Here is a 12780-nt window from a genome sequence, read left to right as displayed (position 1 = left end):
CGACGGATTGTATTGAAGCCATGCAGACCTCACCTGATTCACCATGGCCACCAAAAAAAAGCAAGACACCTCCTCCCGGATCGCGGACAACAAGAAAGCCGCATACAACTACTTCTTCGAGGAGCGCTTCGAGGCCGGGATGGTGCTCGAGGGCTGGGAGGTCAAGTCGCTGCGTGAAGGCAAGGTGCAACTGACCGACGGCTATGTCGTGATCCGCGACGGCGAACTCTTCGTGATCGGCTGCCAGATCAACCCGCTGCGCTCCGCGTCGACGCACGTCACTCCCGATTCGGTGCGCACCAAGAAGCTCCTCTTGCACAAGGAGCAGATCCGCCGGCTGATCGGCAAGGTGGAGCAAAAAGGCTATACGCTCGTGCCGCTCAACCTCCACTGGAAGGCCGGCAAGGTGAAATGCGAAATTGCACTGGCGAAGGGCAAGGCCGAGCATGACAAGCGTGACACCATCAAGGACCGTGAAGGCAAGCGCGAGGTCGAGCGCGCGATGAAGAGTCGAAGTCGCTGAAGGAACCACCCATGGCGCTCCAACCCCTCGACGCTACGCGCGTCAATCCGCTTCAGGGCGGCCCGAGCTTTTCGCTGGGCAACCGGATATCGCGCGCCGTGTGGAACCTCACCTGGGCCCTGTTCGCCTCGTGGACGCCGCCACAGTTGCACTTCTGGCGGTGCTTTCTGTTGAAGCGCTTCGGCGCACACTTGGGCGAGTCCTGCGATGTGCGCGGCAGTGCCCGGGTCTGGTATCCCCCTCACCTCCACCTGGCAGACCGCGCCATGCTGGCTGAGCGCGTGATTTGCTACAACATGGCGCCGATCTCCCTCGGCCGCGGAGCGCTGGTCTCGCAGGGTGCGCACCTCTGCGCCGGCAGCCACGACATTTCTTCGGCGGATTTTCAATTGACGGCCCAGCCGATCAACATCGGCCCGCGGGCCTGGATCGCGGCCGAAGCTTTCGTCGGGCCGGGTGTCGACGTGGGCGAAGGTGCGGTTCTGGGGGCGCGAAGCGTCGCTTTCCGATCGCTCGATCCATGGACCGTCTACGGCGGGAACCCCGCCAAGCCGCTCAAGCGCCGCGTGCTGCGCGACGGGACCGGCAGCAATCCCGGCGGTGCGGCCTGATTTATTTCGAGGCGGATGGAATAAACGCCGTGGCGGCGGCGTTCATGAGGCAAGCAACCGAAGACGGTTGACCTGTTTCAAGGAAGAACTTCCATGTCGCCCATCAATCTGCCGCTTGCCGTCCTGGTCGCATACGTCACGATCCTGAGCGGCTACCTGGCTGTTTGCGATCCGGATCATCCGGCGCCGATCTGCCGGGCCATCCAGCACTGAAAACCCAGGGCCATGGATTCAAGCGCCATCGTCGAACAGATCCCGAGCCTGCGGCGCTATGCCCGTGCGCTCACCGGTGACCGCTGGGCGGCTGATGATCTCGTGCAGGACACGCTCGAGCGGGCCTGCAGCAAATGGCGTTTGTGGATCGTCGGAACCGACTTGCGGGCCTGGCTCTTCACGATCATGCACAACGTGTTCGCAAGCCAGGTCCGTCGTGCGCCGCCGCGCGCTTCGGTGGATGTGGACGATGTGGTTCACGAACTGCGCAGTGTCGATTCGCATCGCGATGAGGCGATCGATCTCCAGCGCTGCCTGCTGCTTCTGCCCGAGGACCAGCGCGCCGTGCTGCTGCTGGTGGCACTCGAGGATCTTTCTTACGCCCAGGTTGCCAAGGTGCTCGGCGTCCCGGTCGGCACGGTCATGTCGCGCCTCTCACGGGCGCGCAGTCGCCTGCAGGATCTGATGGAAGGGACGACGACACCGGCCCATCGCACGGGCCTGCGTCGCCTCAAGTAACCGGCCCATTGCCATGAAAACGCCCACTCCCCCCATCGACGATCTGCCCGGCTGGGACGCCCAGCGAGAAGCGTTGCGTCAGTTGCATCGTGAAGTCCTCGACGAACCGGTTCCGCCTGCGTTGCTGGCCGCCGCCGGGCTTGCCGCCCGGCATCACGCCCGGCAAGCCCGCTGGATGCGATGGGGCGGTATGGCCGCCGGCATCGTCGTTGCGTTCGCGGCCGGATGGCTGGCCAACACTCAGTGGACATCTCAGACCGGATCGCTTTTGGCTCGGGGACCCGCAACGCGCGAATTCGTCCACGCCGCGGCTGTGGCTCATGCGGTCTATGTGCCCGAGAAGCGACATCCCGTCGAAGTGGCCGCCGCAGACCAGCAGCATCTCGCGCAATGGCTTTCCAAGCGCCTCGACCGGCCGCTCAAGGTGCCGGATCTATCGGCACAGGGCTACGCCCTCGTTGGTGGACGCCTGCTGCCGGGCAGCGAAGGCGCACGCGCGCAATTCATGTTCGAACGCGCGACCGGGGAGCGTGTCACGCTCTACATCGGCAGTCTGGGCGCGCCCGAAAAGGCCTCACGCCCGGATGAAACAGCATTCCGGTATTCGACGGACGGTCCGGTGCCGACCTTCTATTGGGTCGACCGAGGGTTCGGCTATGCACTGACCGGGCCGCTTTCGCACGACACGTTGCTCAGCATCGCCACCGTCGTATACCGTCAGCTTGAAAAGGCCGGCGGATAGACTGTCCACTCGCACTTGTTTTTTTAACCGAAGGAGAAAACTTCATGAAACTGCTCAGCGCCTCGATCCTTGCCGCTGCCCTGCTTGCTGGATGCGGAAGCATGTCGCCTGCGCCGGACACGCCCACGCGCACCGCCGACGGCGTACTGATCGGCCCGACCGGCATGACGCTGTACACCTTCAACCGCGACGCCGTCGGGAGCGGCAAGTCCGCCTGCAATGGTCCGTGCGCCACCGCTTGGCCGCCGCTGACGGTCGCAGACACGGCCAAGCCGATGGGTGCCTACACCATCATCGTGCGCGATGATGGCAAGAAGCAATGGGCCTACAAGGGCGCACCGCTCTACTACTGGTCCAAGGATACGAAGGCCGGTGACAAGACCGGTGACGGATTCAATGGGGTCTGGAAGGTCGCGCGTCCCTGACCTGGGCGAACGATCGATTGGGGCCGGCCTGCGTCGGCCCTTTTCTTTTCTGGCCGCCAGGGACGATCAGCAGCGACCCTTCTTGGCCTGACCGGGCGGGCAGTGATAGTGGTCATCGTCGTCCCTGTCGTGGCCGTGACCGTGGTGATCATGACCCTTCTTGTACTTGACCGGTTTCCAGTTCGGCTCGACCCAACGCCATCCGCCGTCGGCGCGCACCCAGCGACCCGGCGCATATTCGTAGTCGGGACGTGCGGGCTGCCAGTACCCCTGGTTCCACGCGTAAGCGTTCTCGCGATACCGCCAGTTGCCCGGCACCCAGACATAACCCGGACGCGGCGGCGGCAAAGGCTCGATGCGCGCAGGCGGGGGCGCTACGGCAACAAGCCCGGGCACGTTGATGTTGATCGACACCTGCGCCGAAGCGCAGAACGGCGCGGCGCCCAGGGCGCAGGCAAGGAGAGTTGCTGAAAGTCGCATCTGCTGTGGGGTCCTAAAACGATTCAACGCCGAGGGCTGACCCCCGCCGTCAGTGATTCACCTGATTTCAAGATGTGCCGGACAAGGCGGCAGCTGGCACGCGCCGCTCGCGCATGCCCAGAAGTTCGTTGAACACCAGCGCGCCGATGACCAAGGCGCCGCCTGCGAGAACGCTCGACTCCGGCTCCTCGCCTGCACCGATCCAGGCCAGCGCGATGCCGAAGATCACCTCAAGGAGGCCCAGAAGCGATACCTCTGGTGCCTTCAGGATGCGCGCGCACATCACCGAAAGGACGCAGGGAATCGCGAGTTGGAAAAGTCCGAGGAAGGCCAGCAAGCCGAGGTCATGCACGTCGGCCTGCAACGGCCACGCCAGCGGCAGCGTGACGAGGGAGGAAATCATGGCGCCGATCAACACGGCGGGAACGAGATCGACGTCATGGCCCTTTGCATGAGCGTGCTGAACCACTGTCCAGTTGCAGGCTGCGGCAAGCGGTACGCCCAGCGCCACGAATGTGCCGAGCAGCGAGCCTTCAACGATCTGCGCGCCGTACATCCAGCCGATGCCGAGGCCGGCCACGATGATGGCGCCCCAGGTGCGCGCTGCGAGCCGATGTCCGATGAAGATTCGTGCCCCCATTGCAGTGAACAGCGGCCCCAGGGCCATCGTGACGAGCACATTGGCAACACTCGTCATGGTGAGCGCGACCATGAAGGCCGTGAACATCACGCTCCAGCAGACGCCGGAGATCCATAGCTCGCGACCGCCATGCCGGATTCTGGAAAAGACCGCCCTTCCCCGCCATATCGGCAGGATCACCAGCAGCGAAACGACCGTGAAGAAGCTTCTCCAGAAAGTCACCTCGAAGCTGCGCGCATGCTCCAGATGGCGCGTGACGACACCCGCCGTGGCCCACATGAGGGTCACGACAACCATCAGCCAGGCTGCACGGCCGTGCGTCAGTCCACGGCCGCCGGCGGATTGCATCAGGCGCTCTCGCGGGAAGCGCGCTTGCGCTCGTGTTCCTTGAGGTAGCGCTTGCGCAGGCGCACGCTCTTGGGCGTGATTTCGACCAACTCGTCGTCCTCGATGAATTCCACGCCGTATTCCAGCGTGAGATCGATTGGCGGCGTGATCTTGATCGCGTCTTCCTTGCCCGACACGCGGAAATTGGTCAGCTGCTTGGTGCGCGTCGCATTGACCACGAGGTCGTTGTCGCGGCTGTGTATGCCGACGATCATGCCTTCGTAGACCGGGTCGTTCGCACGCACGAACATGCGGCCGCGATCGTCCAGCTTGCCCAGGGCATAGGTGAAGATCTCACCGTCGTCCATGGAGATCAACACGCCGTTCTTGCGGCTGCCGATTTCGCCCTTGTGCGGCTCGTAGCTGTCGAAGATGTTGGAGATCAGGCCCGATCCGCGCGTCAGGTTCAGGAATTCATTCGTGAAGCCGATCAGGCCTCGTGCCGGAATGCGGTATTCGAGGCGCACGCGGCCACGGCCGTCTGGTTCCATATTGACGAGTTCGCCCTTGCGCTCGCCCAAGGCTTGCATGACCCCGCCCTGGTGCTGCTCTTCGATGTCGGCCGTCACCAGTTCGATCGGCTCGTTCTTCACGCCGTCGATGTCGCGGAACACCACGCGCGGCTTCGACACGGCCATCTCATAGCCTTCGCGACGCATGTTTTCCAGCAGGATTGTCAAGTGCAGTTCGCCGCGACCCATGACCTCGAAGACGCCTTCTTCGTCGGTTTCCTTCACACGCAGGGCCACGTTGTGCTGCAACTCCTTCTGCAGGCGGTCCCAGATCTGGCGGCTGGTGACGAACTTGCCTTCACGGCCAGCCAGAGGGCTTGTGTTGACGCAGAAATTCATCGTCAGGGTCGGCTCGTCGACCTTGAGCATCGGCAGAGGCGTGGGATCCACAGGATCGGTCACCGTGACGCCGATGCCGATCTCGGGGATGCCATTGATCAGCACGATTTCACCCGGACCCGCCTCGGTGGCCTGAACGCGTTCGAGACCCTGGAAGGTCAGAACCTGGTTGACGCGGCCCTTGATCGCCTTGCCGTCCGGTCCTTCCATCACGACGACATCCATCATGGGCTTGATAGTGCCCGCATTGATGCGACCGACGCCGATCCGGCCCACGAAGGTCGAGAAGTCGATGGCGGAAATCTGAAGCTGCAGAGGCGCCTCAGGATCACCGTCATGCGCCGGCACGTGCTTGAGGATGGTGTCGAACAGCGCCGACATATCGGGACCCCACTGCTCGCCGTGCTCGCCCTCTTCCAACGACGACCAGCCGTTGATGCCCGATGCGTAGACGACGGGGAAGTCGAGCTGCTCGTCGGTGGCGCCGAGCTTGTCGAACAGGTCGAAGGCGGCGTTGACCACGTGGTCGGGACGCGCGCCGGGCTTGTCGACCTTGTTCACCACCAGGATGGGCTTGAGGCCAAGGGCCAGCGCCTTCTTGGTCACGAAGCGAGTCTGGGGCATGGGGCCTTCCTGCGCGTCGATCAACAGCACCACGCCGTCGACCATGCTCAGTGCGCGTTCGACTTCGCCGCCGAAGTCCGCGTGGCCGGGGGTGTCGACGATGTTGATGTGCATGCCCTTCCACGTGACCGCACAGTTCTTGGCCAGGATCGTGATGCCCCGCTCTTTTTCGATGGCGTTGTTGTCCATCACGGTGTCGACCACTTTCTCGTGCTCGGCAAAGGTGCCGGACTGGCGCAGCAATTGGTCGACCATCGTGGTCTTGCCATGGTCCACGTGGGCAATGATGGCGATGTTGCGGATCTGGTTGGTGCTCATGGTGTCGCTTCGGTCAAAAGTGTCTGCTGGATTTCGATGGGGTTCAGCAAGCGCCCCGGAATCAATTCGCCCGCCGTGACATGGGCCGTGCCCAGGAACGCGTGCGGCTCGCGGCCATATACGGCCACCTGCGGTGCGTCGGGCCAGTTGCCGCGGCGGCGCAGGCCCGAAAGGAACCGTGCCGCATCTTCGGCGCCGATCGTGACGGTCGTATGGCCGGCAACAAGCGCCTCGGAAGGCAAAAGCTGCATCAGGCGCTCTTCTTCACTCATGGCTTCGAGCGCTTCGAGCGTCACGCATTGGGAAATGTCGAAGCCACCGGTCGCGACCCGGCGCAAGAAGGTCAGATGCGCGCCGCAGCCGAGCGCTTCGCCGATGTCTTCGCCGAGCACACGAATATAGGTGCCCTTGCTGACCGCAGCGCGGATGTGAATGGTGTCGGCCGTCTCGGCCTTCAGCGTGAGTTCATGGATGACGACGTCGCGCACTGCGCGCTCGATCTCGATGCCCTCGCGCGCGTATTCGTACAGGGCCTTGCCGTCCTTCTTGAGCGCGCTGTGCATCGGCGGCACTTGGGAAATCGGCCCGGTGAACTTTGCTTCAACGCGCACAAGATCATCCGCCGTGATCGACACCGGGCGCTCGGCGATGACTTCGCCTTCGGCATCCCCGGTAGAGGTCTTCACGCCAAGAAGGGCGCGAGCTTCATAGATCTTGTCGGCATCAAGATGAAGTTGGCTGAACTTGGTGGCGGCACCGAAGCACAACGGCAGCACGCCAGTCGCGAGCGGATCGAGCGTACCGGTGTGCCCTGCCTTTTCGGCGCGCAGCAACCATTTGGCCTTCTGCAAGGCTTGGTTGCTGGAGAGACCCAGCGGCTTGTCGAGCAACAACACCCCATGCACAGGGCGCCGCTGCACCCGTGTGCGTGGCGCGTTCATCGTCAGTCGTCTTTGGAGCGCGACGCGACGGCCTGCGCGATCAGTGCGTTCATGTCGGCAGCGCGTTCGGTCGTGCGATCGAACTGGAAGTGCAGCGTCGGCACCGTGTGGATGTGCAGGCGCTTGAACAGGCCGTTGCGCAGGAAGCCTGCGGCCTGGTTGAGGGCCTCGGTGGTCTCGACCGGATCACCCACGAGCAGGCTGAAGAAAACCTTCGCATGCGCGTAGTCCGGCGTGACCTCGACCGCCTGGATCGTCACCATGCCCACACGCGGGTCCTTCAACTCGCGCGCGATCAACTCGGTCAGATCGCGCTGGATCTGATCGGCCACCTTGAAGGCGCGGTTGGGGGTTGCGGTCTTTCTTTTGGGCATGGATGAGGTCGATCCAGGTGCTTACAGCGTCCGGGCGATTTCCTTGATCTCGAAGAACTCCAGCTGATCACCTTCCTTGATGTCGTTGTAGTTCTTGAGCTTGATACCGCACTCGAAGCCTTCGCGGACTTCGCGAACGTCGTCCTTCATGCGCTTGAGCGAGTCGATCTCGCCGGTGTAAACCACCACGTTGTCGCGCAGCAGGCGGAAATGCGCGCTACGGTTGACCGACCCGGAGGTGACCATACAACCCGCGACAGTACCGATCTTCGAAGCCACGAACACGGTGCGGATCTCGGCGGAGCCGATGATTTCTTCGCGGCGCTCGGGCGCCAGCATGCCGGCCATCGCCGTCTTGAGCTCATCCACGGCGTCATAGATGATGCTGTAGTAGTGGATGCCGATGTTGTTGCCTTCGGCGAGCTTGCGCGCACCTGCGTCGGCACGCACGTTGAAGCCGATGACCATCGCCTTGGAAGCGATTGCAAGATTGATGTCCGACTCGCTGATGCCGCCCACTGCCGCGTAGACCACCTGCACTTTGACCTCGTCGTTGGAAAGCTTGAGCAGCGACTGCGCAAGCGCTTCCTGCGAACCCTGGACGTCGGCCTTGATGATGATCGGCACCATCTTGACCTCGCCGGCGGTCAGGTCGGAGAACATGTTCTCCATCTTGGCGGCCTGCTGCTTTGCCAGCTTGGTGTTGCGGAACTTGCCCGCACGATACGTCGCGATCTCACGCGCGCGGCGCTCGTCGCCCATCACCATGAACTCGTCGCCGGCTTGCGGGACTTCGGTCAAGCCCTGGATCTCGACCGGGATCGACGGGCCTGCAGTCTTGATGGTCTTGCCGTCCTCGTCGATCATGGCGCGCACGCGGCCATAGGTCGAACCGGCCAGCACCACGTCACCGGTCTTGAGCGTGCCGGACTGAACCAGCACGGTCGCGACCGGGCCGCGACCCTTGTCGAGTTGAGCTTCGATCACCAGACCCTTGGCGGCGGCATCTACCGGCGCCTTGAGTTCCAGGACTTCAGCCTGCAGCAGGACCTGTTCGAGCAGGTCATCCACGCCCTGCCCCGTCTTTGCGGACACGGGCACGAAGGGCGTGTCACCGCCGTATTCTTCAGGCACGACTTCTTCAGCGACCAGTTCCTGCTTGACGCGTTCGAGGTTGGCATCGGGCTTGTCGATCTTGTTGATTGCCACCACGATCGGCACCTTCGCCGCCTTCGCGTGCTTGATGGCTTCCTTGGTCTGCGGCATGACGCCGTCGTCCGCGGCAACCACCAGGATCACGATATCGGTCGCTTGCGCACCACGGGCACGCATGGCGGTGAACGCCTCGTGGCCGGGCGTGTCGAGGAAGGACACCATGCCACGTGCCGTCTGCACATGGTAGGCACCAATGTGCTGCGTAATGCCGCCGGCTTCGCCCGCTGCGACCTTGGCGCGACGGATGTAGTCCAGCAACGAGGTCTTGCCGTGGTCGACGTGACCCATCACGGTCACGACCGGTGCGCGAGGCAGCGCCTCGGCCTGTTGCGCCGACACGTCCTCGTCGGTGAAGGCTTCGGGATCGTCCAGCGCGGCAACTACTGCGTTGTGGCCCATTTCCTCCACGATGATCATCGCGGTATCCTGGTCCAACGACTGGTTGATGGTCGCCATCTGGCCGAGCTTCATCAACTGCTTGATGACTTCCGACGCCTTCACGGCCATCTTGTGCGCAAGTTCCGAGACTGTGATGGTTTCAGGAACATGCACCTCGAGAACGCGGGCCTCGACCGGCGCCGCCGGTGCGCGTTCTTCTTGTCCGTTGCGGTCGCCGCCGCGACGGCCGCGAGGGCCTCCGCGCCAATTGCCGCGACCGACGCCGCCGCTGGCATCGCCGCGGGTCTTGATTTCCTTCTTCTTGGCCGTGTCACCAGCCCAGCTCGACGAGAGCTTGGCCGATTTGACTTCCTTGCCTGCACCGGGACCGCCTGCAGGCGCCGCAGCTCCAGGTGCGGCAGGTGCACCGGCACGGGCTGCAGGCGCGGTGGGCTTGTGCAACGTACCCTTCACGCCACCCTTGGCCGGATCGGCGGCGGGCTTCTCTGGCGCCTTGTGCGGCACCAGCACGCGGGCCGGCGCATTCATCATGGCGCGGATGGCCTCGGCTTCAGCCAAGGCCTTGCGACGGCGTTCGTCCAGGTCCCTGGCGCGCGCAGCTTCTTCATCTGCACGTGCCTTCGACTCGGCGGCGGCCTTGGCCTTGGCGTCGTCCTTGGCCTGCGCAGCAGCGGCCTCTGCGGCGGCCTTGCGATCCGTCACGGCGGGAGTCTCTTCCGGCGCTTCCGGAGCGCCTTCCGTGACCGTGGCTGCCGCGGCCGCTTCGGCAGCCTTCTTCTTGGCGGCTGCCTTGGCTTCCTGTTCAGCGCGTTCGGCTTGCTCAGCCTGCGCGCGCTCACGCGCCTCGGCTTCTTCGCGCAAGCGACGCTTCTCGATCAGCTCTTCTTCCTGACGGCGGATCAGCTCGGCTTGACGACGCGCTTCTTCCTCACGGCGGGTGAGTTCAGCTTCATCGATCTGGGGAGCTGCGGGCTGCGCGACGGCGGGGGCCTCGCCGTGCGCCGCCGGTTCGGCAGCTGCCGGATGACCTTCGTCGCGCTGGATGAAGGTGCGCTTCTTGCGCACTTCGACCTGGATCGTGCGGGCGCGGCCGGTGGCGTCGGCCTGCTTGATTTCGCTGGTCGATTTCTTCGTCAGCGTGATCTTCTTGCGCTCGGGCTCGACCGTGCCATGGCTGGCCTTCAGAAAGCCGAGCAATCGCTGCTTGTCGGCCTCGGTGAGCGCGTCGGTTGGCGCCTGCTTGGGCACCCCGGCACTCTTGAGCTGGTCAAGCAGGATTTCGGGAGTCTTCTTGAGTTCGTTCGCGAACTCGGCGACAGTGGTACTGGACATATTGGTTTCGTGCCTCCATGACCATCACTCTTGGCCGGCGAACCAATGTTCGCGGGCTTTCAAGATGAGGTTCTTGGCGTCATCGGCGCTCTGGCCGGTGATCTCGGTGAGTTCATCGACCGCAAGGTCGGCCAGGTCGTCGCGAGTGTGCACACCCGCCTCGGCCAATTTCGGAATAAGTGCCGGGTCTAGACCGGCGAGGTCGCGCAGATCCTGCGAAACACTCTCCACGTTCTCTTCGCGGGCGATCTCCATGGTCAGCAGCGCATCCTTGGCGCGCGACCGCAGTTCGTTGATCGTATCTTCGTCGAAGCTTTCGATCTCGAGCAGTTCGGAAATCGGCACATAGGCCACTTCTTCCAGGCTTGTGAAGCCTTCGGAAATCAGGATGTCCGCGATTTCTTCGTCGACATCCAGCTTTTCCATGAAGAGCTTGCGGCTGGCATCGGTTTCGGTCGCCTGCTTCTGAGCCGATTCGTTGGCGTCCATGATGTTGATCTTCCAACCGGTCAGGTCGGAAGCCAGCCGCACGTTCTGGCCACCACGGCCGATCGCGATCGCAAGGTTTTCCTCGTCGACCACGACGTCCATCGCATGCTTCTCTTCGTCGACCACGATGGATGTGACATTGGCCGGGGCCAACGCACCGATCACGAATTGGGCGGGATCCTCGCTCCAGAGCACGATGTCGACGCGCTCTCCGGCGAGTTCGTTGGTCACGGCATTGACGCGCGTACCGCGAACGCCCACGCAGGTGCCGATCGGATCGACCCGCTTGTCATGCGACAGCACGGCGATCTTGGCGCGTGAGCCGGGGTCACGGGCGCAGCTCTTGATTTCGAGCAGACCTTGCTCGATCTCAGGGACTTCCTGGCGGAAGAGCTCGATCATGAATTCGGGCGCGGCGCGTGACAGGATGATCGGTGCGCCGCGCAGCGTCAGGTCGACTTCCATGATCATGGCGCGCACGCGATCACCGTTGCGGAGATTTTCCTTGGCGATCATTTCGCTGCGGCGCAGACGCCCTTCGACACGGCCGGCCTCGACGATGATGTCGCCCTTGTCCAGCCGCTTGACGGTGCCGGTAAAGATCTTCTCGCCGCGCGACATGAAGTCGTTGAGCAGCATTTCGCGCTCCGCATCGCGGATTTTTTGAAGAATGACCTGCTTGGCGGCCATCGCGCCGATACGGCCGATCGGCACCGAATCCACGGCCTCTTCGATGTACTCGTCGACCTCGATGTCGGGCATCTCTTCCTTGGCTTCGAACAGCAGGATTTCCTGATCGGGCAATTGCAGACCGGCCTCGTCGGGGACCACATGCCAACGGCGGAAGGTCTCGTAGTCACCGCTGTCACGGTCGACGGCGACGCGAATGTCCACGTCGCCCTGGTAGAGCTTCTTGGTAGCTTGCGCCAAGGCAGACTCGACAGCGCCGAAGACGACGTCACGTTCGACGTTCTTCTCGCGCGAGATCGCATCCACCAACATCAACATTTCGCGATTCATGCCACCACTCTCCTCGTTCAGTCCGACACCACCGTGCCAGGTTTGGGCCTGCGCCCCTTGAAATCCACTATCGGGGCGAGCCGCGCCTCGCGCAACTCGTCCAAGGCAAAACCCAGCGCCTGCATCGGCGCAGGCGCGCGCTTCTTGCTGATCTTCTGGCCGGGCTTCGGCGCCGGTCTGCCTTCGGGCTCCTGGGTCCAGACGATCTGCCACCCATGCGAGCCATCAGTCCCTGCGACGCGCTCCAGCGTGCCGCGAAATTTCTTGCGATTGGCCGCCACGTGGCCACCCGCCGCGGCACCCATCGGCGCCTTGAGCGTGATGTCGATCACCTCGCCGGCAAAACGCTCAAAATCCTGCTCATTGCGCAACGGTCGGTCAATACCTGGAGACGACACCTCGAGCCGCTTGTAGTCAGCGCCATCCACCTCGAGCGCGAATTGCAACTGCCGCGTGACCTTTTCGCAATCCTCGACGGTCACGAAGGGTTCGGGCGCCCCGGCGGCCGCATCTACAGATTTGGGGCCACCCCAGGGCAAATCAATCGTAACGCGCAGCAATCCCCCGGCCGACCGCTCGATCTCGACCAGGTCGTAGCCGAGTCCGGCCACGGTTTGTTCCACTGTCTGCTGCAATGCCACGTGTCTGTTTGCGCCCTTGATGTACCAGATGTCTGT

The 12780-nt window shown here is 63.3% G+C and carries 13 protein-coding genes; 5 read left to right on the top strand and 8 right to left on the bottom strand.

Annotation, left to right across the window (positions count from 1 at the left end; all coding sequences use genetic code 11):
- The first annotated feature begins 43 nt into the window (after positions 1-43).
- The 5 genes from smpB to AC1DN9_RS19130 all read left to right on the top strand — a co-directional run bounded on the left by smpB (position 44) and on the right by AC1DN9_RS19130 (position 3033).
- Positions 44-523 (top strand): SsrA-binding protein SmpB, encoded by a 480-nt coding sequence (gene smpB, locus AC1DN9_RS19150; protein WP_478102927.1) that lies wholly within the window; start codon positions 44-46, stop codon positions 521-523.
- Between the two features lie 11 nt (positions 524-534).
- Positions 535-1134 carry an LbetaH domain-containing protein gene (locus AC1DN9_RS19145; protein WP_478102926.1) on the top strand — a complete coding sequence of 200 codons (600 nt, stop codon included), beginning with the start codon at positions 535-537 and terminating at the stop codon, positions 1132-1134.
- A 225-nt stretch (positions 1135-1359) separates the two neighbouring features.
- Entirely contained in the window at positions 1360-1866 is a 507-nt protein-coding gene (locus AC1DN9_RS19140) for a sigma-70 family RNA polymerase sigma factor (protein WP_478102924.1), read from the top strand.
- Between the two features lie 13 nt (positions 1867-1879).
- Complete coding sequence (locus AC1DN9_RS19135; protein WP_478102923.1) at positions 1880-2608, top strand: anti-sigma factor family protein; 729 nt, start codon at positions 1880-1882, stop codon at positions 2606-2608.
- A 44-nt stretch (positions 2609-2652) separates the two neighbouring features.
- Complete coding sequence (locus AC1DN9_RS19130) at positions 2653-3033, top strand: COG4315 family predicted lipoprotein (RefSeq protein WP_478102922.1); 381 nt, start codon at positions 2653-2655, stop codon at positions 3031-3033.
- 66 nt (positions 3034-3099) lie between these two features.
- Here the strand turns inward: AC1DN9_RS19130 and AC1DN9_RS19125 are convergent, their stop codons facing one another.
- The 8 genes from AC1DN9_RS19125 to rimP form a co-directional block, all read right to left on the bottom strand.
- On the bottom strand, positions 3100-3513 hold the full coding sequence (locus tag AC1DN9_RS19125) for a YXWGXW repeat-containing protein (RefSeq protein WP_478102920.1): 414 nt from the start codon (positions 3511-3513) through the stop codon (positions 3100-3102).
- A gap of 67 nt (positions 3514-3580) precedes the next feature.
- Positions 3581-4501, bottom strand: coding sequence for a DMT family transporter (locus AC1DN9_RS19120; protein ID WP_478102919.1), 921 nt, complete (start codon positions 4499-4501; stop codon positions 3581-3583).
- A complete protein-coding gene (gene typA / locus AC1DN9_RS19115; protein ID WP_478102918.1) occupies positions 4501-6333 on the bottom strand; it encodes a translational GTPase TypA in 1833 nt (610 codons plus the stop codon). Before typA ends, AC1DN9_RS19120 begins: the two co-directional genes overlap by 1 nt.
- Positions 6330-7274, bottom strand: a complete 945-nt coding sequence (gene truB, locus AC1DN9_RS19110; RefSeq protein ID WP_478102916.1) for a tRNA pseudouridine(55) synthase TruB — start codon at positions 7272-7274, stop codon at positions 6330-6332. Before truB ends, typA begins: the two co-directional genes overlap by 4 nt.
- A 2-nt stretch (positions 7275-7276) precedes the next feature.
- A complete protein-coding gene (rbfA, locus tag AC1DN9_RS19105; RefSeq protein WP_478102915.1) occupies positions 7277-7648 on the bottom strand; it encodes a 30S ribosome-binding factor RbfA in 372 nt (123 codons plus the stop codon).
- 21 nt (positions 7649-7669) lie between these two features.
- Entirely contained in the window at positions 7670-10594 is a 2925-nt protein-coding gene (gene infB / locus AC1DN9_RS19100; RefSeq protein WP_478102914.1) for a translation initiation factor IF-2, read from the bottom strand.
- 24 nt (positions 10595-10618) lie between these two features.
- Positions 10619-12103 carry a transcription termination factor NusA gene (gene nusA / locus AC1DN9_RS19095; RefSeq protein WP_478102912.1) on the bottom strand — a complete coding sequence of 495 codons (1485 nt, stop codon included), beginning with the start codon at positions 12101-12103 and terminating at the stop codon, positions 10619-10621.
- A gap of 17 nt (positions 12104-12120) precedes the next feature.
- A complete protein-coding gene (gene rimP / locus AC1DN9_RS19090) occupies positions 12121-12744 on the bottom strand; it encodes a ribosome maturation factor RimP (RefSeq protein WP_478103038.1) in 624 nt (207 codons plus the stop codon).
- Between the last annotated feature and the right edge of the window lie 36 nt (positions 12745-12780).

This window comes from Variovorax sp. 05L425 (assembly GCF_056397705.1).
Note: the sequence above shows the minus strand (reverse complement) of the source record. Positions and strands in the feature narration are given on the sequence as shown.

What these genes read in the sequence shown, in the direction of transcription:
- smpB (WP_478102927.1), top strand. Translation starts at nt 44, where the DNA reads ATGGCCACCAAAAAAAAGCAAGACACCTCCTCCCGGATCGCGGACAAC.
- AC1DN9_RS19145 (WP_478102926.1), top strand. Translation starts at nt 535, where the DNA reads ATGGCGCTCCAACCCCTCGACGCTACGCGCGTCAATCCGCTTCAGGGC.
- AC1DN9_RS19140 (WP_478102924.1), top strand. Translation starts at nt 1,360, where the DNA reads ATGGATTCAAGCGCCATCGTCGAACAGATCCCGAGCCTGCGGCGCTAT.
- AC1DN9_RS19135 (WP_478102923.1), top strand. Translation starts at nt 1,880, where the DNA reads ATGAAAACGCCCACTCCCCCCATCGACGATCTGCCCGGCTGGGACGCC.
- AC1DN9_RS19130 (WP_478102922.1), top strand. Translation starts at nt 2,653, where the DNA reads ATGAAACTGCTCAGCGCCTCGATCCTTGCCGCTGCCCTGCTTGCTGGA.
- AC1DN9_RS19125 (WP_478102920.1), bottom strand. Translation starts at nt 3,513, where the DNA reads ATGCGACTTTCAGCAACTCTCCTTGCCTGCGCCCTGGGCGCCGCGCCG.
- AC1DN9_RS19120 (WP_478102919.1), bottom strand. Translation starts at nt 4,501, where the DNA reads ATGCAATCCGCCGGCGGCCGTGGACTGACGCACGGCCGTGCAGCCTGG.
- typA (WP_478102918.1), bottom strand. Translation starts at nt 6,333, where the DNA reads ATGAGCACCAACCAGATCCGCAACATCGCCATCATTGCCCACGTGGAC.
- truB (WP_478102916.1), bottom strand. Translation starts at nt 7,274, where the DNA reads ATGAACGCGCCACGCACACGGGTGCAGCGGCGCCCTGTGCATGGGGTG.
- rbfA (WP_478102915.1), bottom strand. Translation starts at nt 7,648, where the DNA reads ATGCCCAAAAGAAAGACCGCAACCCCCAACCGCGCCTTCAAGGTGGCC.
- infB (WP_478102914.1), bottom strand. Translation starts at nt 10,594, where the DNA reads ATGTCCAGTACCACTGTCGCCGAGTTCGCGAACGAACTCAAGAAGACT.
- nusA (WP_478102912.1), bottom strand. Translation starts at nt 12,103, where the DNA reads ATGAATCGCGAAATGTTGATGTTGGTGGATGCGATCTCGCGCGAGAAG.